This is a genomic window from Caldanaerovirga acetigignens (assembly GCF_900142995.1).
In the GTDB taxonomy this organism is placed as follows: domain Bacteria; phylum Bacillota; class Thermosediminibacteria; order Thermosediminibacterales; family Thermosediminibacteraceae; genus Fervidicola; species Fervidicola acetigignens.
On sequence record NZ_FRCR01000004.1, the window covers coordinates 15,674 to 39,542 of the forward strand.

Here is a 23,869-nt window from a genome sequence, read left to right on the forward strand (position 1 = left end):
GGAGCCCTCGGGCCCCATTTTTATTGGTGTTTTTATTATTTTTTTTCAAGCTCTTCCTCCACCTTTTTGAACAATCCATCGGCGAGGCGAATACCTTTCTCCAAAATGGAGCTGGCCTTTTTTTCTACATCTTTAACAAAATCCTCGTCTTTAATCCAGTTTAAATTTATCTTTACATTCAGCCATCCGCCGTAGAGCGCCGCTTTAAGGCATTGAATCCCCACACCTATATCGCTTATCGCAGCTGAAGTTGTATTTCCAAGTGCTCTTTCGTGCAACTTGAGGGACTTTAAGCTTTCTTCCATTACAGAAAGCGGAACAAGGGTTGCTTCTTTTAAAGCCTGCTCCATAGCTTCACTTCTTAATTTTTCCTCTTCTTCTGTCGTGTGCGGCATTTTTAAGGATCCCGCCACCTGATTAAAGGCTTCAGCGTCTTTGTCTATTAAATTTATAAGGGACTCTTTTGTTCTTCTCGCTTCCTCCAAAATCTCTACTAACAGTCCTTCTTTATCCTTAAATTTCTCTTTTCCATAAGATAGGTTCGAAACCATCGATACCAGTGCCGTCCCTATCGCGCCGACGAGTGCCGAAGCTGAACCCCCACCGGGAGCGGGACTTTTAAAAGCTAGCTGATCCACAAATTCTTTGATGCTGTATTCCGAAAGCAGCATTTTATATCCCCTTTCTTTCATTCCCGTTTCTTTGAAATACAACTTTTCCTTTCTTTATTACGGTTCTTACAAGGTTTACTCCGTAGTGGTAAAATATAAAATCCAGATCCGGCGCATCCCATATTACTATGTCGGCCTGCTTTCCGACCTCGATGGTGCCGACAGTTGTGGCTCTTTTTACGGAAGCTGCGGCATTCAAAGTAACAGCAGTCAGAACTTCTTCCGGCGTCATTCTGTACTTAAGGCAGGCCAGGTTCATAATAAGTTGCAGCGATTCGGTCGGCGAAGAACCGGGGTTGAAATCGGTGGCAAGTGCCACCGGCACCCCTTCTTCTATCATGGTTCTTGCGCGGGCAAAGGATTCTCCTAGGTAAAAAGATGTGCCGGGCAATAGCACAGCAATGGTTCTCGCTTTAGCCATCGCCCTGATTCCGTCATCGGTTGCGTAAATCAGGTGCTCCGCCGAAAGTGCACCAACTTCTGCTGCGAGCCTTGCGCCGCCAATTGGCGTGATCTCATCGGCGTGAATTTTAGGTACGAGGCCATGGACTTTTGCGCATTCTAATATGTATCTTGATTCTTCGATCTCAAAGACTCCTTCCTCACAAAACACATCGCAGAACTCAGCAAGTCCTTCCCGCGCCACCGTGGGTATCATTTCCTCCACAATCAGCCGTATATATTCTTTTTTGTTCTCCCTGTACTCCACGGGAACCGCGTGGGCTCCCATAAAAGTTGGCACCACATCCACTGGGTGAAGCCTGTTCAGCTCCTTTATGGCCACCAGTGACTTTATCTCATCCTCTAAGTTAAGTCCGTATCCGCTCTTGGCTTCACAGGTGGTCGTTCCGTATTCGAGCATGCAGTCGAGAGCCTTCATTCCGTTTGAAATCAGCTCTTCTAAAGAAGCTCTTCTGGTTTTTTCGACGGTTTCGAGTATCCCGCCCCCCATCTTGAGAATATCAAGGTATTTTACGCCCTTCAATTTCAGTGAAAGCTCTTTCTGCCGCCAGCCAGAAAAAACAAGATGGGTATGGGGGTCCACAAGGCCAGGGGTGACCAGGTTCCCCCCGGCGTCAATTAATTTGGTATTTTCACTAGGTTCAAAATCCATTAGATTATTTGCTTTTCCCACGTCGGTGATAACGCCATCCTTTACCGCAATAAAAGCGTCTTCGATAAGCTCAATATGACCTTGCTCTTTGCCACCTTTTGCGCTATTTCCAACCGGAGTAGCTAACATTCCTATGTTTTTTATCAAGAGATCAGAATTACAAATCATGTTCATCCTCCATCTTATTCGGGAATCAAATAATTCTCGAGTATCTGCTTTTTGTCATCGAAATTCTCAAGTTGCAGGTAATACTTTGCCACATCTATCAGAGCTTTCATGGGCGTTATGCCGACAATTTCGCTCCCAATGACATTCACACCGTATCTTTTGGCTTCTATTTTTATAAGTTCAAATGCCCTGTAGAGGGAAGTTTTTTCGTAATTCGTCATGTTCATGGAAACCTGTGCTATATTTTTGTCCTCCAGCATAACTCCTATGGCCCTGACGTTTTTCAGGCCTCCACCGCTTTCCCTGATAACTTTTGCTATGTTTTTGGCAATATTTATATCAGAAGTATTTAAGTTCACATTAAAGGCGATGAGCGGCATTCTCGCCCCCACTGCTACTGCGCCTGCCGTCGGGTGTATTTCAGGTTTTCCAAAATCGGGAGCCCATGCAGGGCCTTTTATTTTCTCTGCCATTCCCTCGAATTCGCCGCGCCTTATATCGGCCAGGCTTTTTCGTTCTGGCCTCGTCGCCGACTCTTCGTATAAAAACACGGGTATCGAAAGTTCTCTTGCAATTCTTTCCCCGACCTGGCGAGATATTTCAACACATTCTTCCATAGTTACGTCTTTTACAGGAACAAAGGGTATGACGTCAACAGCACCCATCCTCGGATGCTCGCCTTTATGTTTTGTCATGTCTATTAATTCTGCTGCCTTTGCCGCCGAAGCAAAGGCAGCCTCCTTTACGCCCTCCGGGTCGCCGACGAAAGTGAAAACGCTTCGATTGTGATTTTGATCGTAAGAATAATCAAGGAGCCTCACGCCTTTTACGGCTCGGATGGCATCAGCTATTGCTTCTATTACCTCTTTTCTTCTTCCCTCGCTAAAATTGGGAATGCACTCAACAAGCTTAGCCACAGGCCAACCTCCTTCCTTTTACTTCAGCATCGGCATTTTTATCCCGTGTTCTTTGGCAGTCCTTATGGCTATATCGTAACCGGCATCGGCATGGCGCATTACACCTGTTCCGGGGTCGTTATTTAGCACCCTTGAAATCCTGTAGGCCGCATCATCCGTCCCGTCGGCTACCACCACTACGCCCGCGTGAATTGAATAGCCGATACCAACGCCGCCGCCGTGGTGGACAGAAACCCAGGTGGCTCCCGATGCCACATTGAGCAAGGCATTCAAGATAGGCCAGTCGGCTATGGCGTCGCTGCCGTCCTTCATGGCTTCGGTTTCCCTATAGGGGGACGCAACAGAACCTGTATCGTGGTGGTCCCTACCTATAACTATAGGTGCAGAGAGTTCTCCTTTTCTCACCATCTCATTGAAAGCCAGAGCTGCTTTGGCTCTTTCTCCATACCTCAGCCAGCAGATCCTTGCCGGAAGGCCCTGGAAGGCGACCCTTTCCCTTGCTAATTTAATCCAGCGGGCAAGGTGTTTGTCCTCGGGGAAAAGTTCCAGGATCTTTTCGTCGGTCTTGTAGATGTCTTCCGGATCTCCGGAAAGTGCAGCCCAACGGAAAGGACCGCTTCCCTCGCAGAACAGGTCTCTTATAAACTCCGGTACATAACCCAAAATTTTAAATGCATCGATTACTCCTTCGTCGTAAGCCTGCCGCCTTATGTTGTTGCCGTATTCGAATACCACGGCACCGCGTTTTTTCATCTCGAGCATCGCCCTTACGTGGTTGGCTATGCTCTTTTTGGCCTTTGCTATATACTCCTTAGGATTGGTTTTCCTGAGCTTGATCGCCTGTTCAAGAGTCATCCCCGCGGGGACGTAACCGTTGAGAGGATCATGAGCGGAAGTCTGATCGGTCACCACATCGGGTATTATACCCCTTCTCGCCAGTTCCGGATGCACCTCAGCCGCATTGCCCACGAGCCCTATGGAAATGGCCCTTCCCTCTTCCTTCGCCTTGAGAGCCATATTGATAGCCTCATCCAGGTCTTCTACTATTACGTCGCAGTACTTGGTTTTTATCCTCTTTTCTATCCTGCTTCTATCTACCTCTACTACCAAAGCCACGCCTTCGTTCATGGTTATGGCAAGGGGCTGCGCTCCACCCATTCCGCCCATACCGGCAGTCAGGACCAGCTTGCCCTTGAGCGTACCACCAAAATATTTATTAGCACAAGCTGCAAAGGTTTCGTAGGTACCCTGCAAAATACCCTGGGTGCCTATATATATCCAACTGCCGGCTGTCATCTGGCCGTACATGGTAAGACCCTTTTTCTCAAGTTCCCAGAAATTTTCCCAGCTAGCCCATGCAGGGACAAGCATCGCGTTCGATATTAATACTCTGGGCGCCATAGGATGGGTCTTAAAAATTCCTACAGGCTTTCCCGACTGGATGAGCAGCGTCTCGTCATTCTCCAAATTTCGCAATGCCTCTACTATTTTGTCAAAGCACTCCCAGTTTCTGGCAGCCTTACCGGCACCCCCGTAAACAATTAGTTCATCGGGTTTTTCGGCAACTTCAGGGTCTAGATTGTTCATAAGCATCCTCAGAGCGGCTTCCTGTTGCCAGCTCTTGCAGGAAATTTCCTTGCCCCTCGGGGCTCTTATAACCCTTTTCATAAAATCATGCCTCCTTGAAAGTTATTTTATTATATATAATTCTCAATTTACTCCTTTTACCCTTCGGAAAAATTCCTCATTATGTGGAATTTTTTGTATTTTCTACACACTACTATGCTCGCTGCCAACTGCCCTTTTCATCACAAGATGGATATTATTCCAATTCCCCAATCACCCCTTCTATTTTTCTCACTAACTCGCCACTTTTTATGATATTCGCAAGTTTTTTTACATCTAAGCTCAACACCCTGTCTTCAACAATTTTAGGCACTATATCCCTCACAATCTTGTAGGTCACGTCAGTTCCCTTTCCCAACTTAATCGAGCGGTTTTTCTCCATCCTAAAATCTAAAGCCTGAGCGGCACACAAAAGCTCGATGGCCAATACATTGGTGGTATTCTCGACAATTTTCAAAGCTTTTCTGGCCGCGATTGTACCCATACTTACGTGGTCTTCTTGATTGGCAGAAGAAGGTATCGAATCGACGCTGGCCGGAAAGGACAGGGTTTTGTTCTCAGAAACTAAAGCAGCAGCAGTGTACTGGCTTATCATCAGACCAGAATTCAACCCGCCCTTTTCTGTCAAAAAGGCTGGCAATCCCTCATTGAGATGTGGATTCACAAGTCGCTCTATGCGGCGCTCCGAAATATTTGCCAGTTCCGACACGGCTATACTGAGATAATCCATGTTTATGGCCACTGGCTCCCCGTGGAAATTGCCTCCCGAAATTACCCTTTCTTCTTCGGGAAATATAAGGGGATTGTCTGTAGCCGAATTAATCTCAATTTCCATTACTTTTTTCACATGCTTTATGGCATCTTTTACAGCACCGTGCACTTGAGGTAAGCATCTTAATGCATAGGCATCCTGCACTTTCAATTGTCCCTGACGAGTAACAAACTCGCTTCCCTCTAACAACTTTCTCATATTTCTTGCGCACGAGACTTGCCCAGGATGAGGCCTCACTGCTTGGACCTTTTCATCTAACGCGTCGATTACTCCGTTCAAAGCTTCAAAGCTTAAAGCCCCACAAATGTCGGCGACTTTTGATATGTTCACAGCGCAGGCGAGGGCAAGGCTTCCCACCGCCGACATGGCCTGAGTTCCGTTTATCAACGCAAGGCCTTCCTTTGCCTCAAGAACTACGGGTTTTATGCCGGCGCGTTCCAAAGCTTTCCCGCCAGGCAATCTTTTACCCTCATAAACAGCCTCTCCCTCCCCTATCATTACCAGAACCATATGGGCAAGAGGTACTAGATCCCCGCTTGCCCCGAGTGACCCCTGACACGGCACAAGCGGTGTAACCCCTTTATTCAGCATTTCAATTAAAGTCATTATCGTAGAAAGCCTTACTCCCGAGTAGCCTTTTGCGAGGGCATTAACCCTTAAAAGCATCATTGCCCTTACTACTTCTTCTGGAAGATAATCCCCCACACCCACCGCATGGCTCCTTATTAAATTTATTTGCAATTCCCGGCTATCATCCGGCGAAATTACAACATTACATAATTTACCAAAACCTGTGGTAACGCCGTAGATTACTTCTCCTTTTTCTACTATTTTTCTCACATATTGCCTTGAACGTTTTATTTTTTCTGCAGCATCATCGGAAAGTTCTACCTTTTCACCCTCAAGTGCCACTTTCAATACATCTTCTACGGTTAGATTTTCGCCGCTTATTATCATTTCCGTCCTCCTTCGCAGAAACTGCTTAATCTTCTTGTTCAATAATAGTTTAATACACTAAAAACCCCCAAAAAGTCGTCAAGGGAACCTCCTTCAAGAAGGTTCCCTCGAAAATCAAAAACGAAAGATTTGTTTTTATTAGATTTTTATTCTACAAACTTCTTGATTTTCCTTCTTTTTTATAAAAATAGGCACAGATTTTTTGTGATTGACATATTTTATATTGCCCATAAACCTTTCCGAAAAGGAGGCCTAACCGTGCAATCACGCCAAGCCTTTGGTTCTAGAATATTGCGTCGGGGTATGTGCGGCAAAGATGTTGCCGAGCTGCAGATGAAATTACAATCCCTTGGATATTATACAGGTCCTATAGATGGCATCTTCGGCCCTTTAACTGAGAGGGCAGTAAGGCAACTACAGCGTGACAATAATATTAAAGTCGACGGCATAGTTGGACCTCAAACTTATGCAGTATTAGAACAACTTATACCATAAACTGTTTAGGGGTGGAAATCCACCCCTTACCCATATTACTCTAAGTGGTAATAATGCTATGTTCTTTCGATAGCCGCCATAATTTTATCCATCATGCTTTCTTTTTCGCTGCTATTTGATTTTTGCCACACTACTTCAAAAAGTACCCCCATTCCAGGAAGTGCCTGCTCCTCTCGAGTTTGTATGGTCTCGTTGATGTATTCTTCCACCTCCTCCCGCCTACTTCCCGCTAGGTTTTTCAATACCAGTTCCCTGATGTCTAACGATGCCACCGTTTCTTTCCTCCTTCATTTTGTTTTTCTCAATTTAATAATTCCCTCAATTAAGGCTAAAAATACTAAAAAAATAAGGGGCGGTTACGCCTCTTGAAGTTTTAAGCAATTTTTTAATCGTTTGATTCCGCTCCTATATTAGCATTAAAATTCTTCTGGATCGCGTGCAATGCCAATGAAAGGGCAATTACGCCATAAGCCACGAAAGACCTGAAAAACTCCCCTATTTGCGGATCACCGAAGAGGTTTTTACCGGCATTGGGCGAAACTATGAACAGTGTATGGAACAAAATGGTGCCTATTATGGCATTGCTTATAGTAGCTTTTGTAACCGAAGCTCCACCCACTAAAATAGCCGCAACGGCAAACATCCCGACCTGTTCGTGGCTGCTGTAAGTCTGAAGAGTTCCTATGTTCTGCAAAAAGATTATCTGTCCCCAGGCTGCAAGAAGTGTGGATATCGTAATAGCAACCAGTCTCGTCCTTTCCACGTCAATCCCTGCCACTTCCGCCACATGCATATCCTGACCTACCGCCCTGAAATCCTGTCCGATTTTAGTCTTCAGGATAAATTCGGTAAAAAGGCACAAAAGCCCAATCAATATAAAAGAAGCGACAGGTATTTTTACCCCCATCATATTTATGCTTAATAGATTATCCAATGCATACTGGATAAGCGAAAGGTCTATGGCGTTCTTTAAACCGACGCCGCCCGGCAGCACAATTTCCGGGTTCTTTATAGGAATGATGGTACCTACAAACAGTAAAAATACTAACTGGTACAATCCCATCGCAAAAAAGCCCAGAATCAAACTGGTAATCATTTCCTTGCCCTTGGTTTTATTTAATAATATACCGGTGGCGTACCCGAAAACCAGCGCAAAGGGAACCGAAATTAACATAGCAAGAAAAAGACCCGAAATGCCGCCTATATTCCACACTTTTATTGCAATAAGGCCTATTTGCCCTGCCATAGCCCCTATAACAAGAGCGAAATTCAGTCCCATTCCTGCCACCACAGGGATTATAAGGGACAAAACCAGGAAAAGATTCCTGTCCAATCTATTGACAATCTCGTTCACGATGTAAAGGAAGCTTAGTTTTGAAGCCACAACCCCTCCCAGACATATCACGAAAAACAATAGGGGAACCATATTGGTCCTTACGAGTTTTATCAGTGTTTTTTTCGAAAACATAGCTTTCATCTCATTCATTCCCTCCTACCCTGGTTAATGCGTACAATATTACTCCATTACTTACTATTATCCTCACTACCTCCGACAGATTCCCTTCCGGCATCATTCTATTAATCACCGGCAGCGAAATGGTAAGGAGGGATTGAAATAAAATCACTCCAGCTATTACGTTGGAAATTGAAGCCTTCCTCGCTGTTGCCCCGCCAATTAATATTGCGGAAATCGCAGCGAAAGGCATCATCAAGGGGCCGGTGTAAAGCTGGAAAAATCCGTAGCTTTGGGCATACACAAGTATGCCGATTCCACCCAAAACCATGGAGAGTATAGTCCCTATGGTCCTATATTTATCCACATTAATTCCCGAAGCTTGTGCAAACCTGGGATTGCTCCCCGCAGCCATCATGGCGATTCCCGTCTTGGACCTCAAAAAAAGCCAGATGAAGAAACAGCAGACGGCAAAAAACAAAAAAGTACCTATGGGTAAGTCAACATTGGGCAGGGTTATCAACCGGTCCAGCACCTTATCGTATTTATTTGCCAGGGTTATGGTGGTTCTGAGACCTCTTCCTCCTATTGCCCACACCATTTCGGGATTCCTAAAAGGAAGCAGCAACCACCCGATGCACATCAAGGACACGACTGAAAAACCCATATATGTCCCTACAGTCATCTCGTCCCCTTTAACCTTATTCAACAAGATGGAATACAAATAACCCGCCACTACCGAAAGAGGAATGGAAATCAAAACCGCCGTCAAAAAACCCTTCAATCCCACGATGTCCATTTCTATAGTTATGCATCCGGCAATCAAACCGCTTATGATTCCTATGGAAAGTGCAAAATTGAGTCCCGTTCCCGATACAATGCTCGGCACCATCGCCAGCACTAGGACGCTATTCATGCCTATTCTTACGAGTGAGTCCTTCAAAAGTCCGTAAACGCTTTGCTTTTGTATAATTGCTATAATTAGGAGTATTATAAGCAGGATCGTTATAAAAACTTTAGGATAACCGTACTTATCTACGAGCTTTTGCCACAGGTTTTTCATTACAAAGCCTCCTCCCTCGAATGGGATTTGTATTCTCCGGCCATCATCAGTCCGAAGTCGGTGTCTGAATCCTGAGGACTTAAGATGCCTTCGATTTTTCCGTCGTAGACGATTGCAATTCTATCGCAAATCGAGCGCAGTTCTCCCAATTCGCTGGAGGTCATAACTATGGTCATGCCCTCTTCGACATTGAGTTTCACCAGCAAATCCAAAACCAGTTTCTTTGCCCCTATATCGATACCTCTCGTGGGTTCAGAAACGAACAATATGTCCGGCTCAAGGACAAGAGCCTTTGCTATGCAGACCTTTTGCTGGTTGCCGCCGCTCAGCTGCCTGGTCTTTTGGGTGGGACCGGTGCATCTTATATCCAGCTCCTTTATGTACTTTAAGGCATTCTCCCGCACCTTTCTTTCATCAAGAAGTTTTATCCAATTTAAGCCCAAAAGGGGCTTTAAAAACATCCCTTTTACCTGCATCGCCCCTATGGCTATATTTAATTCAATGGATTCGTCAAGCATTAAACCTACGCCGCGTCTATCCTCCGACACGAAGGCCAAACCGTTTTCCATCGCTTTTCTGGGATTGTTCAATTCAATCTTTTTGCCGTTTTTATATACCTCCCCCTTTGCCCTGTAAAGCCCCATTATTCCGTTGGCGATGCCTATCTTTCCCTGGCCCGCAAGCCCTCCTATTCCTAAAATTTCTCCCCTGTAAACATCCAAATTTACGCCTTTCACCTGTTCGCCCGGCATATCGACGTAAAGATTTCTTATCGACAAAATAACCTCGGTATTTTTTTCTACCCTGCCCTTACTTTTTTCAACTCTCTCTATTTTCCTTCCCACCATCATCTGCGCCATTTTTTCAATCGATGCTTCTTCTTTTCTCATAGTGCCTACCTTTTCGCCGTCTCTTAAAACCGTTATATTATCAGCTACGGCCAATACTTCATTTAATCTATGGGTTATGAATAATATTCCTATCCCTTTTCTAGCCAGCATCTTCATGGCATCGAGCAATTTCTCGGCTTCGCTTTCGGCCAACACAGCGGTAGGCTCATCGAAAATAAGCAGTTTTACATTCTTCTTGTCTATTTCCCTGGCTATTTCCACAAACTGCATGTATCCTACAGGCAGCCCTGCAACGGGAAGCCACTCATCCACATTCATCCCAAGCTCATTCAATGCTTTTTTTGCATCTTTTCTCATGGCGGCCACATCTAAAGTCTTAAGCTTAGGTCCGAAAATTTTACTAGCTATATTGTCCTTCAGTATCTCCCGGTTTAACTTTATGTTTTCCGTTATCGTGAACCCCGGCAGGAGCATGAACTCTTGGTGGACCATTCCTATGCCTAGCTCCATAGCTTCTCTAGGCGATTTTATTTCAACGGGTCTTCCTTCAAACAGTATTTCGCCGGCAAATCCGCCCGTGCTGAAGATTACCGGCATTCCGAAAATGATGTTCATGAGAGTTGATTTCCCCGCACCGTTTTCTCCCACCAGTGCGTGGATTTCTCCCGGCTTTACGGCGAGGCTAACTCCCTTTAAAACTTTGTTTCCGTAGTATTCCTTTTCTATTTCTCTCAGCTCTATAATGTAGGTATTTTTGTTTTCTCCCATATCAAACTTTCACCTCTAGAAGAAAATAAAAAATATCACTTATGAGGGGATTGCCCTTAAAAAGCGGCAATCCCCTAAGCTTCCAAAATTAAATTAGAAGGTTATGTAGTCGCTCAGAACCATATAGAAATTGTCGTGCTTTATTTCCTTCCCATCCGCACCCACTTCGACGTAATTGCTTATTTCAATCTTCGTATCACCGGCAACTTCCTGCAAACACTTTTTAAAGGCTTCAGGGTCGTTTTTAGATGCTAATTTCCCTTCCGCGTAAAGTTTCGCGTATTCCACCGCAGCCGCAGTAAAGAGCATTCCTGCTGGAATCGGCCAGGTAGAGAACCTGCCCGTTCCTCCTTTTTCCGCAATTTTAGCCTTTATCTGCTCTATCACGTAATTCACGTCTCCGGCCTTGTCAGGAGGAATGTTTATGCCAAGGGCCCCAGGATAGCCGTGGAAGGGGCTAGGACAGCACTGCTGCACCACCATGGCACCTTGTTCTAATGCTGTTTTTATTAGAGGCTCCTGCATACCGCAGTTGGTGCTGAAAAATACGGTATCCTTTCCGTATTCGGCAACCTTTCTGGGAATGTCCTCGATGATGAACTGCTGCGCACCAGGCAATCCCGCATCACCTGTGGGGTCAGGCGCAGTAGCGTCGACGAATTTTATCCCCGCCTTTTCGCATTCCTGCTTCAATATGTCTCTTCTTCTGGCAAGAAGCGGGTAAGACATATGCCTCGGGAATGAATAATGCACAAAGGTCTTAGCTCCAAATTTTTTGGCCTGTTCCACCATTTTGTAGCCCATGGAAAGTTCATCAGCCTGAACAACTATATCGGCCTTGTCTCCGATGACATCCTGTTCGGCAGGGGTTATGGCAATCAAAAGAACGTCTGGACGCTGTTGCTTTATTTTTTCGAAAGCCGCCGCCGCACCGGGAACCGCCTGGTTCATAATCAGAGCCTTAACATTCTTGTCGGAAACCAAGGCAACAGCATTGGCTATAAGGGTCTCCTGCTCTTTCATAAAGTTGTCAGGCATCGTCTGGGTCACTATAATGTCCGGGTACTTTTTCTGGGCCTGCTCAGCGGATCTGAATTCTTCTTCGTTTTGAGAAACAGTATTGGTGTAGATGGCAATCTTATAGCCCGAACCTTGAGAGGCATTTCCACCCGAAGAGGAATTCTGCGTTCCGGTGTTCCCGCACCCTGCTACGCTCAAGCAGAACACTAAGATTAAAAATACAGAAATAAGTTTTTTAACCACTGAAGACCCCCCTTTTGATAATTTTAATGTTATGGTTTTTAATGATTTATATTTTTTCTTTATCCACCCCTTCCTTAAAATATTTTATATTTTTGATGTAAATAATATTATAAATTATGATTTGATAATCAATGGTATTTCTTATTCGACATTCAAAACAAAAAATCCTTCAACAACATAAAAAGTTAGTTGTATAATTATCCTTGAGGTGATCATATATGTCGACATCAGAAAAGGACATCATAAAAGAATCGGCGGAAATAATAAAAAAATCCCGCTATACGCTAGTTCTTACAGGGGCGGGAATAAGCACTGAAAGCGGGATTCCCGATTATCGAAGCAAAGGCACAGGTCTTTGGGAAAAATACGACCCTATCCAGAAAGCAAGTTTATCCGCCCTTATGCATAATCCTAAAGAATTTTACGATTTTAACCTGCCGCGGTGGAGCAGCTATATTGACGCCAAACCCAACATAGCGCACAAAGTACTAGCTTTGATGGAAGAGCAAGGACTGATATATGGAGTGATTACCCAGAATATAGATGGGCTACACATAAAGGCGGGTTCCAAAAAAGTATGGGAAGTCCACGGACACCTTCGCACATGCCACTGCATGGAATGCGGTAGGTCCTATCCTTTCACAGAATTAAAAGAGCAATACGAAAAAGGCGTAAATCCTCCTCGGTGCAGGAAATGCAGCGGAATGCTTCGCCCCGACGTGGTGCTCTTCGAAGACCCAATGGGCAAGGATTATTATCGAGCTTTAGAGGCTTTAAGGGGATGCGAACTTTTGATAGTGGTGGGAAGCAGCCTTCAGGTTTATCCTGTTGCCGATATGCCCGGATACGCGGAAAAGCTAATAATAATAAACAGGGAACCCACTCCATGGGACAAAAAAGCCACTTTAGTTTTTCACTCATCTGCGGGCGAGTATTTCACAAAATTAGCTAGGGAATTAAATTTAGAATAAATTCTTTAAAAGTAGCGGCATTCGGCGAGAGGGTTCTACTTTTTTTGTACACCAGGTAAAAGTTCCTGCGAAGGTCCAGGTCCCCGATGCGGTAAACATTTATAAAGCCCATCTTTTCGTAATCCAACACGGCCTTTTGAGATATAACGGAAATCCCCATACCTTCTTTTACAGCATGTTTTACCGCTTCGGAACTGCCGAACTCCGCAACGACATTTAAATCTTCGAGTTTTATACCCTTGTCGCTCAATGCCTTTTCAAAAACCTTTCTCGTGCCGGAAGTTTTTTCGCGCAATACAAATCTTTCTTCAATAATATCGCCAATTGATACCGACTTCCCTTTTTCAAACCTCTTTTTTTTCCAGCAAACGGGCGTTATCAGCACCAGTTCATCGGTCATAAAAGATTCGAATACCAGCTCGTCGGTCGTCAAAGCGGTGCCTACAATACCCATCTCAACTTCCCCGTCGGAAACCATTCTTATAACCTCTCCCGAATCGGCCTGGTGTGCCTTTAACTTAACCCCGGGATACAGTTCGTTAAATTTTTTTATCAAAAATGGCAGTATGTAGACCGCCGGAATGGAGCTTGCGCAAATCTTGAGTTCCCCCTCCACGGTCCCCAAAAAATGCTTAATTTCTTCAAGAATCCTTACTTTCTCTTCCAAGATGAGTTTTGCTTTTTCGTACAAAATCCTGCCTGCCGGAGTTAATTCTACTTCCTTTCCCCGCCTGTCGAAAAGTTTTGCGTTTAGTTCTTTTTCCAGAGAAATTATATGGGAGCTTACCGTGGGTTGAGTCAAAAAAAGCGAAGCCGCAGCTTTTGAAAAGCTTTTATTTTCCGCTACTTTTACGAAAGCTTCTAACTGATGGAATTCCACCGTGAAAACCCCCGTCATTCTTTGTTCACAACTCTACAGGCAACGGCCGAAGCAGTACCACTTCATCTTGAGTTACCCGGCAGCTGTATGCAAAAAGTTCAACCCCGGCATTTGCGGCGACCCTTAGAGCCTTCCCGAAATTTTCGTCCATCGAATCATTGGGTGAAAAAATTTCGGCGTCGTCTCTCTGTACCACGAAAAATATGCCGGCGCCGAATCCCTCTTTCTTTGCTTTTGCAAGCTCAATCAAATGCTTTGCGCCTCTTCTCGTCGGCGCATCGGGAAAGAGGGCCTTGCCTTCTTCAACCAGGGTTACACCCTTGACTTCCATATAATAGAAAATTTCGCCATCGTTTCCAAGCGCGACGTCAAAACGGCTGTTGCCGTAAAATACTTCTGTCTTTACGCAGTCGTAATCGAGCTTCAACAACTTCTTTTTTGAAAGTTCGCTCGCTAGAAGCCGGGATGGCAAGGTTGAATCTATGGATATGAGGGTATTTCCCTTGTACACCATTATCAAATCATAAGGGTATTTTCTATGCGGATTTAGAGCTTTTTGCAGGATCACTCGGGCACCCGGTGTCAAAAGCTCTTTAAGCCTTCCGCTGTTTGGAACATGGACATTCTCTGACTTTTCGTTTATTTTCACGGAAGCGACAAACCTATTCAACCTTTTTTCAAAAACCCCGTTGACTTTTTCTCCATCGATTTTCATAATCCTTTCTCCTAAAGCAGCAATCTAAATTGTCCGGATTCAAATTCAGTTCTTACATAATAAGTTCTGTTGGGGTTAAAAAAATTTTCGAACGGAAAACCAAAAATAAAGCCTCTCCCGTAAATATCTACGATCATTAAATCTCTTACGTCCGGATAGGTCGTGAAAAACTTTTGGAGCACCTTGCCAAATGGAATCGCCAGCATGTTCGCAACCAAAAACGCCAATAAAATATTGATGATGGAAAGATGGTCGTAAAAAACCAGAACTAATATGAATACTGCCGAAAAGAGGAAATTCGCCCCCGCCATAGAAGTCCCGCACCGCGGGTGGATAGCGAGCTGACTTTCGCCGTTTTTCATGCGAAATAGCGCTTCTCTTGCCGCATCCAAAACTTCATAAGGCGGCGGAAGGTCGGGCCCCGATATCGAAAATCCATCGGAGTAAGCAAGGCCGCCTATGCGAAGCGTCCTGCCATACCTTTCTTCCAGCACATTAATGGTGGCGTGTTCAAGGCTGTGATTCTTCCTTACCCGCTTGTCCGTGGCGATTTTTAAAAGCTGCCACGGAATGGTTACGATGTTAAGCAAAGACTGGAAAACGAATACATACGGAAGCAGGAATATAAAGCCTATGAGGAAAAAAGCTAGAATTGGTAAAAAGAGATACGGGAAAAACAAAAGGAGTAAAAATAAAAAAATCAAAAACGGCATAACATCACCCAGTTATAGTATACCGTTTTTGACCTGCTTTTGGCAAGAATTAAAGAATTATTTCAGCCTGAGGCTTTTTTCGAGTAGTTCTTTTGCATCGGCAGGATATTCTTTTGACAGCACGCCCACAGAAGCCATTATATAGTCCCAATCTATCAAAACTTTCGCATCTTCACCGGGCAGTAGCTTTTTTGTCCCAGCTTTAGCCTTTATTTTTTCTAATATATTTTTCCCTCCAGGAAGCCGGGTAAAAGCTCCGCCCGTTCCGATTATCCACTTTACCTGGGTCAGGTCCTTCCCCTGAGCCACGGTGTATCTTCCCGTCGGTCCATATAGATGCTTTATCTCTCCAGCATGGCGATTGACCGCCGTTACGGTAGCTATCTCCGCCAGGAATTCCGCGAGTTTTATCTCCTCAGGATTTTCGGGCACCGGCGGCTGATTTTTCAGGGCCTCTTTTAAATTTTCACCGTAAATCCTCTTTGCTTCTTCGAAACCCACTATTTCTATCACGTTGTACCTGTTTACATAAACTCCCAAATCCCCTTCAACCGTCCTTTTGGCAACGGGTTCCGGGGATAGTAACATCCTATTTATCTCCTCCGAACCTTCGGTTACCGAATGCACATCCGTCGTGGCCCCGCCCACATCTATTACCATCAAATCCCCTATGTCTTCTTTTAAAAGTACCGCAGCCATCATCACGGCCCCTGGAGTCGGCACTATTGGCCCGTCCACCATGGCGCGGATTTTTTCCATGCCCGGCGCAACCACTATGTGCTCTTCGAAAACCTGCTGAATTACCTTTCGCGCAGGTTCCACGTTGAGTTCGTCAATTCTTGGGTAGACATTTTCCACGAAAAAAACTTTGTTTTTTCCCTCAAAGATGGAAGCCACTTCATCCCTTGCCGCCACGTTCCCTGCGTAAATTACTGGGGTATTCAGGTTCAACCCTGCAATTTTTTTTGCGTTTTCAAGGACGGTTTTCTTTTCTCCGTAATCCACTCCTCCTGCCAGGAGAATTATATTCGGCCTTATCTTTTTAATCCTCTCAAGCTCAGCATCGCCCAAAACACCTGCCGTCGTCATGTACAGGACCGCTCCGGCGCCCAAAGCCGCTTCCCTGGCCGCCTTTGCCGTCATGTCGTAAACTAGTCCGTGAACGGTCATCTTAAGCCCGCCGGCCGCGCTGCTTGAGGCCATCATCCTCTGCCATTTTAAAGGACCGCCCAGCTTTTTCTCCAAATCTTTTATGGCCTTTTCAAGACCAACGGTAACATCTCCCTGCAGCACAGTAGTAGGTGCAACCCCCTGCCCCATAAATCGAGGACAGGGGGTGCCGATACCGCAAAAGCATTGACCAAAGTAGTGGTGCTCCCTATTTCCGCTACGAGCACATCCGCCTCGATCACCTAACTTACCCCCATTTTTCTTTCTTCTCCTTTATTTTTTTCACCAGGAAACTGGCAACGTGTATCCCTTTAGTACCTCTTCCGAATCCCGCATCAAGCCCTGACTCCTTTGCTATGTCATCGGTAACCTGAGTACCACCGCCTACGAGAATAACTTTATCCCTAATGCCTTTTTCTACGCACAGTTCGTGTAATTTCCTCATATTTATCCTGTGAATATCCGCATGGGTTATAATGGTGCTTATTAGTATAGCATCGGCATCGACTTCTATTGCGGCATCCACCACCTTTTCTACCGGCACCGATGTTCCGAGGTAATGGCATTCAATTCCGAAACCTTCAAGGCCCCCGTGCTTTATGTCCAAAATTTCCCTTAGGCCCACGGAATGTTCATCCTCACCAACAGTAGCCGCAACGATTTTTATAGGATGTTCTTTTACGAAGTTCCTTATTTCCTCTTCCGTAAGCACCTCCGGTTTTTTAGGAATCGAAAGCGTTGAGGGGTCAATCGCAAATGGGACTTTCCCCTTTATTTCAAGGTAAGTACCTTCGGCGGGGTGCATTATCTCGCGGTGGATTATTTCGGCATCCTCGAGCCCCATCCTTTTTGCAATTTCCAGCCCCGCAGCTTCTGCCACCTCTTCATTGACAGGCAGGAACACGTTCAAGCAAACAACTCCATCGGCAAACCACTCTACTTCAGGTTTTATAAGGCCTTTTTCTTTGAGCTGTCTTGTCTCTTCCAGCCTCACGTGGACGTTGTCTTTTTCATCCAGTTCATCGATATAAGCTATCTTATCCGGATTGCAAAGGGTGCACCCTCCTATCAAATCGCAGGGGTGCTCCAGTCCCTCCTGCAGGTTATTGTAGCCGAAATGGTGGCAAACGGGCGCCATGTAGTCTTCGTCCCTTTTTACCACGGTCCCGGCTCCAACGCCGCCATCGATTTTTCTTACGATTCCATCGCCGTTACGCTCGGGGTAAAATCCCGAATCCACGAAAAATCCCATTTCGACGGCCTTGAAATACCCACCTACCTCCAGGATTTCTTCGAGAAAGAGCACAGCTCTCTCCTTTAATTCCCTCACTTTTTCCCCGAGGGGGCCATCCCTTTTTATTTGGACCATCTCGGACAAACCGTCCATACCCACAAGAGCTTGTTTTGCCGTATCAACAGCCTGTATGTTGAAGTAATGCCAGGGCACGTTCCTCCCCTCATCTGGAGTGATGGTGCTCTGTATATCTGCACCGGTGAGGCGCGATATGAGGAGGTTAAGGACGTGAGTTACGGTGGCCTCCCTCGTGCTTGATTCGATGTACTTCGTGTTCATCTGGGCCCGCATCCTGAATCCTTTAAAGAGTTCCCGCAGGGCCACAGCATAGGGGAGGTCAAGCCTCAAACACGGAGCCGGGGGCGCAGTCGGCGGCACTGTCGAAAGGCAGATGTTTTCTTTTTTCATGCCGACCTTTAATGAATACATAGCATTTATGGCATGTTGCACCATGAGCTCAGGCATTACCTTCCACGCTTCCCGGGCGGTGGCGTTGGCATTGTGGGCGCCGTCTATTTGTATCATATCGGCCCAGGCCATTATCTTTTTTGCTACCGCCGCATCGACAAAGGAACGCACCATATTGACGTTCCTATAAAGCACGTTATACTGCGGGTCCTGGTGTGCGCCGTTGACTCCTTCTTCTGCAAAAAGCACCGCCACTTCGGGTCCCGCCACACCACTGACATAAGAGTGAAAGTTTATCGGCCTCCCCACCTCATCTTCTATCATATCAAGAGCTTTTCTTGTAGCCCGAAGCTGTTTTCTGGTTATCGGAACTCCCCCGACACCTTCTGGAGTACCCTCGATAAGGCCGTCAAAGTGGCTCTGTCCCGCGGTCCTGATAACCATGATGTGGTCCGCGCCGTGCCAAGCCGCCATGCGCATCCTGCGGATATCGTCTTCAAACCTGCCGGAAGCAATTTCCGTGGTGATGACGAAATCCGGCTGCGGGTCTATGTTTCCGAAATACTTGGCGGCTGGAAGCGGGATGCTGTTTTTTAAGCTCTTTGATGTTTCAAGGTACTCAAAAGGCCCTATTTTCTGGTTTTCTACCTTTTCACGCCAGTGCCAGCCCCTTCTGTGGGGACGGTAGTGCTCCAGGTCCTTCAGTATTTCTTCAATATTCAGCTTTTCATCTTTTTTAAGTTCCATTTACATCACCTTCCCCACAGTAGATGCGTCTATTTTTAACGCCATGGCTTTTTCTATTTCATCCCAGCCCTCGCCTCGAGCCAATTGATTCCCGGCTTCTTTAACGGAAATCCCTTTATAAAGGGCGTATTTTAAAACCACTTGCCCCGCTCCCTTACCGAGCAATCCTTTTTCCACGCACTTTTCCACAACAGCTTTCGCCGTGAGGCTGTCAAAACCCATCCTGAGCAGCACTGACCTTTCTATAGAAGGAGATGTATGGGTTCGCGCAAGCTCAATCAGAGGGTCTACTATTTTTTCGGTGAGCTCCCAGAACCTTTTTTCTAATTCTTTCTCAGTGAGATTTGCAAGGTGCTTTCGCCTTTCTTCAAAGTCATCTTTTCTCTGCATTTTCTCACCTCCTAAAATTTAACTCCCAGATCTTTTAATATGTTCTTTACATATTCCTCGTCTGTCTTCGTATCTTCGGCCAGGAATTTTATGTCTTCCTCCGTCACCTTTTCGACTCTATAATTTTCTAAACAGTTGCTGATATAGGATTTCCTCAAGACGTTCAGGTCAACTTCCTTTACCCTAATTTGAGAAGGATGCTCCGGGATTATTATCCTCTCGCCCGGCTTGTCGTCGGCAGGGTCCCCTCGGCGCACTTCTACACCCATTTCTTTTGCAAAAGTAAGCTGAGCAGATGGCAGTTTCCCGGCCCCCGTATATTCCGTTTCCTGCACCACGATAACCTGATCTTCGTCCATCTCCTGAGCTATCGCAAAAGCAGCCGCAAGAGATGTGTTGCCCGCAGGACCCCGTTCCAGGCCTTCGAGCTGTGCTAAAGCCTCCGTAATGTAAAAGACCTCGCCCTGACTTACGGTCACATATCTATCCAGGTAGCGCAGGGGCCTTGCAGCATTTCTCGGCACGTCAGCCCTATCGGGCCATGTGGCAAAGGGAACGCCAAAGCCTGTATGACCGGTGGTAAAGGATTTCCTGTTAAAGTCCCTGTCGCTTGCCATGTGAAGTCCAGTAAGATCAACACTCGCTCCTATAATCTTCGTATTTTTACAACCTGCCTTCAAAAGTCCCCTTGCGGTGCCGGTGACATTCCCCCCTCCCGCATGGGTTACAACCACCGCATCGGGGTCCTTACCTGCGATTGCCCTTACCTGCTCCGCCAGCTCATATCCCAGCGTCTCAATCCCGGCTATGGCAAAGGGGGTATAAAGCGATGCATTGAAATAACCCGTTTCATCCAGCAGGCACAAAAAGGTGTAAAATAATTCGGGTCCCACAGTAAGCTGGATTACTTCGGCGCCAAAAGCTTCGCACTTTCTACCCTTTTCCAGTATTTCAGGCTGTCCCCTCCCTCGACTGTCGAATACCTCCTGAACCACAATGCAGTTTAATCCCCTCATGGCAGCCTGCGATGCCACCGCCGCACCGTAATTTCCGCTGGTGGCGGCTATTACTCCTTTATACCCCAATTTTTGAGCCCTGTATACCGAAACCGATGCTCTCCTGTCCTTAAAGCTGCCCGAAGGGTTGCAGGCTTCATCCTTTACGAAAATCCGGGCTCCCTTACCCGGTGGTGCAACTTTTCTTGCTAGCTTCGTAAGATTTTTAAGTTCCAACAAAGGAGTATTCCCTACCCCCGTCTCTGCCTGTATCTTCCTTACTTCGTCTATGGTATAACCCACTTCCTGCATCATGCGCTCGTAGTCGAAAGCAATGCAGCCCGATTCAAAGACTTGATAGTCTATCCCAACCGCCTTTTTCATTATTTCATTTTTTCTCTTCATTACGGCATCGTAGCTCATGTCACGAGACACTGTCTTCACCTCCCAGGATCTTCCTCAACTCCATCCCTATTGAGAGAAGCTCAGGCACAGGCCTTCCAAATCCATGGTCATACATGGGATTTATTTTTACAAGCTTACCTCTTACCTTTCGGCCTATTAAAGTCTCGATTTCCACTTCATCGCCCAAATTGGCGTCATGTGTGAGAAAGCCTTTCAGCCTGAATTCAAGCGGCACTTTTTTCGTATCGTCCGGAAGGCGTGCCGACCTTTCCTCGGGTTTTAACACAACCTTATGAATCTGAACCCAGGTCCCTTTTAAAGCATCAGGCATTTTCCCCACCATCCTTCAGAAGTTTCCTCACATCTCCCATGATAGCAGCAGGCACCGGCAGGTCTTTCATAGTAACTAAACCCGGCTTTGCCTCAATAACCTTCGGAATCATATTGACAGCGATGGCAATAGTGCCTATGCCACCAGGAATTTCGGGTTTTATTGCCAGATCAATATTGGGGGTGCCTTCAATCTCGATATAATCGCCGGTTTCGACGTTTTCCAGCTCCGGCCTTATCTGCTGGGGGTGTTCCAGGATTATAACAGGTTCACCCTTCCTAAGGCCTATACCGATATGCTTGCAGCCCGCCACCATGCCCGGCTGAACCTTGGCGTAAGGAGTTTCACGGTAGACTTTCGAAACTATGGGTTCTCTTATCTGCTTTATTTCGTCGATTTCAAGCCCCAGAGATTCGGAAATAAGGCTTATGGACTCGGGAAAACCGATGTGGCCGACTATCGTGCCTTCCTCCAGGCCTCTGTGGAATTCTTCCACGGTAGTCCCCACGCCTTGGGTCCTCATTACTGTGGTGCCGAAAGGCGAAAGGTCGTTTATCCTCCTTGCCGTGATTTTCTTGATATCCATGCACACACCGCTTAAGGCAATTATGAGGGTATCCAGTACGAAGCCCGGATTTATGCCGGTTCCAAGGACCGTTACGTTATGGTCTTTCGCCAATTTGTCTATTTCTTTTGCTATATCGGGTTCTCGATAGGCGGGGTAAGCCATCTCTTCGGCAATGGTAATGACATTTTTCCCGCTTTCAACGGCCATCTTAATTTGCGGGAAAACTTCCCTGGTAAAAGAAGAAGTGGCAACAAGAACGATATCAGCATCTTCTTTCAATGCTTTCTCTGACTCGGCGGTTACAGTCACACCGACTTTAGTGCCAAGATTCAGTACTTCTCCCAGGTCCCTTCCGGCCTTTTCCTGCCGCGAAGCTATAGCTCCGACTATCTCCATGCCCTTTTTTTGCAAAATCATCCTGGCCATGCCTCCGCCCATAGCTCCTAGGCCCCAGACGATGACTTTTATGTTATTCATACAGAACACTCCTTTGTGACTTTTTGATTCAGTTATTTTTATTGCAAGAGCAAATTTTATGCCAAATATTTCGTCCCTGAAAAAAGGTTTATTTATAATTACTTGCCGCAAAATTTTTTGCAAAAAAATACCCTCATCAAGGAGGGCTGCCGCACAAAATTTTTTTATTTTTATATCAGCTTTTAGCATCGTCTTTGAGCCTTTCTATGGTAAATCCTGTAAAACCATAAATAATAGAAACGATAGGATTAATGTAGTTCACAAATGCCCATGGTGCATAGGCGGTTGCCGAAACCCCGAGAACCCCCTTCATAAAAGCGCCGCATGTATTCCATGGGACCAAAGCAGAAGTGAGGGTGCCTGCGTCTTCCAGCGCCCGTGAAAGGTTTTTTGGGTGAAGCCCTTTTTCTCTATATGCTTTTGCGTACATCCTGCCAGGCACAACTATAGAGATATACTGCTCAGGCAGCAGCATATTGCTGGCAACGCACGTAAAAATTGTGGAACATACCAAACCGCCCGCACTTCTTACGCGCTTCAAAAGCGCCTCCAAAATAACCTCCAGTTGCCCGGTCCTCTCCATTATACCACCGAACATCATAGATGTAATGGTTAATGAAATAGAATACATCATTGCGGTCATTCCACCTGCTGTTAAGAGCTCGTCTATCATTTGATTACCAGTTTCACTTACGAATCCAGAATACCCAGCATTCAAAATCTGGCCCAAATCAGCACTTTGAAATATGAAAGCCTCTATCGCTCCTAAAAAAATGCCTAAAGTTATTCCGGGAATAGCTGGAACTTTTAAAGCTACACAGGTTATAACAGCCAGTGGAGGAATAAGTAATAGAGGATTTATGTTAAACTGTTCGGCAAGAATCCGCTGTATTTCCTTAATAGTCGAAATATCTAAAGTCTCCGAACCAAAACGAAATCCCAAAAAAAGGTACAATATTGCGGCTATAGTATAGCTTACACCTGTTGTATAAATCATGTGCTTAATATGAGAAAAAATATCCGTCCCAGCTACAGCCGGTGCAAGATTAGTGGTATCCGAAAGAGGCGACATTTTGTCCCCAAAATACGCCCCCGATATGACAGCTCCGGCCACCAGCGGAGCCGGTATTCCAAGCCCTTTGCCTATACCCATCAGAGCAATACCTATCGTACCTGCTGTCCCCCACGATGTACCAGTAGCAAGGGAAGTAATGGAACATATAAGAAGTGCAGCGAGTAGAAAAAACTTTGGTGAAATAATATTGAGGCCATAATATATCATAGTGGGAACAACTCCGGCTAAAATCCACACACCTATCAAAATTCCAATTATTGTCAAAATTATAACCGCCTGCAGAGCCTGGGAAATACCGTCAATCATGCCTTTTTCGATGTCTTTCCATTTATAGCCTAGTCTTACAGCTACGATGCTAGCAAAAAAAGAACCTATTAACATTGGGACGTGGGGGTCGGTGTGATACTTAATCAAACTTATTCCCATGACTGTAATTAGTGCTAAAACAGAAAAAAGTGCTTCATAAAGATAAGGTTTTCTCGGTTGCATTTTTTTCCTCCTTTGCTTATTTTATTGTTACAACTTAACTACATTTATTCAGCAAATTTTGTGCCATAAATATTTTAATTATCGAATAAAACCAAACTTTGATAAATTATCCGGCTATTTTCT

The 23,869-nt window shown here is 45.6% G+C and carries 21 protein-coding genes and 1 pseudogene; 2 read left to right on the forward strand and 20 right to left on the reverse strand.

Annotation, left to right across the window (positions count from 1 at the left end; translation table 11 throughout):
• Positions 1 to 35: 35 nt before the first annotated feature.
• The 5 genes from BUB66_RS03900 to hutH all read right to left on the reverse strand — a co-directional run bounded on the left by BUB66_RS03900 (position 36) and on the right by hutH (position 6,225).
• Complete coding sequence (locus BUB66_RS03900) at positions 36 to 692, reverse strand: cyclodeaminase/cyclohydrolase family protein (RefSeq protein WP_244269741.1); 657 nt, start codon at positions 690 to 692, stop codon at positions 36 to 38.
• Positions 673 to 1,953: an imidazolonepropionase gene (hutI, locus tag BUB66_RS03905; protein ID WP_073254992.1), complete on the reverse strand. Its 1,281-nt coding sequence runs from the start codon at positions 1,951 to 1,953 to the stop codon at positions 673 to 675. Before hutI ends, BUB66_RS03900 begins: the two co-directional genes overlap by 20 nt.
• Positions 1,954 to 1,967: 14 nt before the next feature.
• Positions 1,968 to 2,870: a glutamate formimidoyltransferase gene (ftcD, locus tag BUB66_RS03910; protein ID WP_073254995.1), complete on the reverse strand. Its 903-nt coding sequence runs from the start codon at positions 2,868 to 2,870 to the stop codon at positions 1,968 to 1,970.
• An 18-nt stretch (positions 2,871 to 2,888) separates the two neighbouring features.
• Positions 2,889 to 4,538 carry a urocanate hydratase gene (gene hutU / locus BUB66_RS03915; protein ID WP_073254998.1) on the reverse strand — a complete coding sequence of 550 codons (1,650 nt, stop codon included), beginning with the start codon at positions 4,536 to 4,538 and terminating at the stop codon, positions 2,889 to 2,891.
• A 154-nt stretch (positions 4,539 to 4,692) separates the two neighbouring features.
• Positions 4,693 to 6,225 carry a histidine ammonia-lyase gene (gene hutH / locus BUB66_RS03920; RefSeq protein WP_073255001.1) on the reverse strand — a complete coding sequence of 511 codons (1,533 nt, stop codon included), beginning with the start codon at positions 6,223 to 6,225 and terminating at the stop codon, positions 4,693 to 4,695.
• A gap of 258 nt (positions 6,226 to 6,483) precedes the next feature.
• On the opposite strand from hutH, the gene BUB66_RS03925 reads away from it, so the two are divergent.
• Entirely contained in the window at positions 6,484 to 6,720 is a 237-nt protein-coding gene (locus BUB66_RS03925) for a peptidoglycan-binding domain-containing protein (RefSeq protein ID WP_198409346.1), read from the forward strand.
• A 56-nt stretch (positions 6,721 to 6,776) separates the two neighbouring features.
• Here the strand turns inward: BUB66_RS03925 and sspI are convergent, their stop codons facing one another.
• From sspI to BUB66_RS03950, 5 genes are all read right to left on the reverse strand, one after another.
• Positions 6,777 to 6,992 carry a small acid-soluble spore protein SspI gene (gene sspI / locus BUB66_RS03930; protein ID WP_073255004.1) on the reverse strand — a complete coding sequence of 72 codons (216 nt, stop codon included), beginning with the start codon at positions 6,990 to 6,992 and terminating at the stop codon, positions 6,777 to 6,779.
• Positions 6,993 to 7,105: 113 nt separating this feature from the next.
• On the reverse strand, positions 7,106 to 8,197 hold the full coding sequence (locus tag BUB66_RS03935; RefSeq protein ID WP_073255006.1) for an ABC transporter permease subunit: 1,092 nt from the start codon (positions 8,195 to 8,197) through the stop codon (positions 7,106 to 7,108).
• 1 nt (position 8,198) lies between these two features.
• Positions 8,199 to 9,236 (reverse strand): ABC transporter permease subunit, encoded by a 1,038-nt coding sequence (locus BUB66_RS03940; protein ID WP_073255009.1) that lies wholly within the window; start codon positions 9,234 to 9,236, stop codon positions 8,199 to 8,201.
• Entirely contained in the window at positions 9,236 to 10,855 is a 1,620-nt protein-coding gene (locus BUB66_RS03945; protein WP_073255012.1) for a sugar ABC transporter ATP-binding protein, read from the reverse strand. The genes BUB66_RS03940 and BUB66_RS03945 overlap by 1 nt, the downstream gene beginning before the upstream one ends.
• Positions 10,856 to 10,948: 93 nt before the next feature.
• Positions 10,949 to 12,118 (reverse strand): DUF3798 domain-containing protein, encoded by a 1,170-nt coding sequence (locus BUB66_RS03950; RefSeq protein ID WP_073255015.1) that lies wholly within the window; start codon positions 12,116 to 12,118, stop codon positions 10,949 to 10,951.
• A gap of 218 nt (positions 12,119 to 12,336) precedes the next feature.
• Between BUB66_RS03950 and BUB66_RS03955 the strand changes: the two genes are divergently transcribed.
• On the forward strand, positions 12,337 to 13,089 hold the full coding sequence (locus BUB66_RS03955; RefSeq protein ID WP_073255018.1) for an SIR2 family NAD-dependent protein deacylase: 753 nt from the start codon (positions 12,337 to 12,339) through the stop codon (positions 13,087 to 13,089).
• Here BUB66_RS03955 and BUB66_RS03960 read toward each other — a convergent pair.
• From BUB66_RS03960 to nhaC, 10 genes and pseudogenes are all read right to left on the reverse strand, one after another.
• Positions 13,067 to 13,969, reverse strand: coding sequence for a selenium metabolism-associated LysR family transcriptional regulator (locus BUB66_RS03960; RefSeq protein WP_073255021.1), 903 nt, complete (start codon positions 13,967 to 13,969; stop codon positions 13,067 to 13,069). The two genes, BUB66_RS03955 and BUB66_RS03960, sit on opposite strands and share 23 nt — an antisense overlap.
• A 25-nt stretch (positions 13,970 to 13,994) precedes the next feature.
• Positions 13,995 to 14,684: a DNA/RNA nuclease SfsA gene (gene sfsA / locus BUB66_RS03965; RefSeq protein WP_073255024.1), complete on the reverse strand. Its 690-nt coding sequence runs from the start codon at positions 14,682 to 14,684 to the stop codon at positions 13,995 to 13,997.
• A gap of 11 nt (positions 14,685 to 14,695) precedes the next feature.
• Positions 14,696 to 15,274, reverse strand: coding sequence for a DUF6391 domain-containing protein (locus BUB66_RS03970; RefSeq protein WP_244269742.1), 579 nt, complete (start codon positions 15,272 to 15,274; stop codon positions 14,696 to 14,698).
• Positions 15,275 to 15,454: 180 nt separating this feature from the next.
• Positions 15,455 to 16,806: pseudogene (locus BUB66_RS03975) on the reverse strand (GlmL-related ornithine degradation protein).
• Positions 16,807 to 16,814: 8 nt separating this feature from the next.
• Entirely contained in the window at positions 16,815 to 19,016 is a 2,202-nt protein-coding gene (gene oraE, locus BUB66_RS03980; protein ID WP_073255033.1) for a D-ornithine 4,5-aminomutase subunit OraE, read from the reverse strand.
• A complete protein-coding gene (locus tag BUB66_RS03985) occupies positions 19,017 to 19,406 on the reverse strand; it encodes an ornithine aminomutase subunit alpha (RefSeq protein ID WP_073255036.1) in 390 nt (129 codons plus the stop codon).
• An 11-nt stretch (positions 19,407 to 19,417) separates the two neighbouring features.
• Positions 19,418 to 20,824: a 2-amino-4-oxopentanoate thiolase subunit OrtB gene (gene ortB / locus BUB66_RS03990; protein ID WP_073255039.1), complete on the reverse strand. Its 1,407-nt coding sequence runs from the start codon at positions 20,822 to 20,824 to the stop codon at positions 19,418 to 19,420.
• Between the two features lies 1 nt (position 20,825).
• Positions 20,826 to 21,137 carry a 2-amino-4-oxopentanoate thiolase subunit OrtA gene (gene ortA, locus BUB66_RS03995; protein ID WP_073255042.1) on the reverse strand — a complete coding sequence of 104 codons (312 nt, stop codon included), beginning with the start codon at positions 21,135 to 21,137 and terminating at the stop codon, positions 20,826 to 20,828.
• A complete protein-coding gene (gene ord, locus BUB66_RS04000; protein ID WP_073255446.1) occupies positions 21,130 to 22,182 on the reverse strand; it encodes a 2,4-diaminopentanoate dehydrogenase in 1,053 nt (350 codons plus the stop codon). Before ord ends, ortA begins: the two co-directional genes overlap by 8 nt.
• 175 nt (positions 22,183 to 22,357) lie before the next feature.
• Positions 22,358 to 23,746, reverse strand: coding sequence for a Na+/H+ antiporter NhaC (gene nhaC / locus BUB66_RS04005; protein ID WP_073255045.1), 1,389 nt, complete (start codon positions 23,744 to 23,746; stop codon positions 22,358 to 22,360).
• Between the last annotated feature and the right edge of the window lie 123 nt (positions 23,747 to 23,869).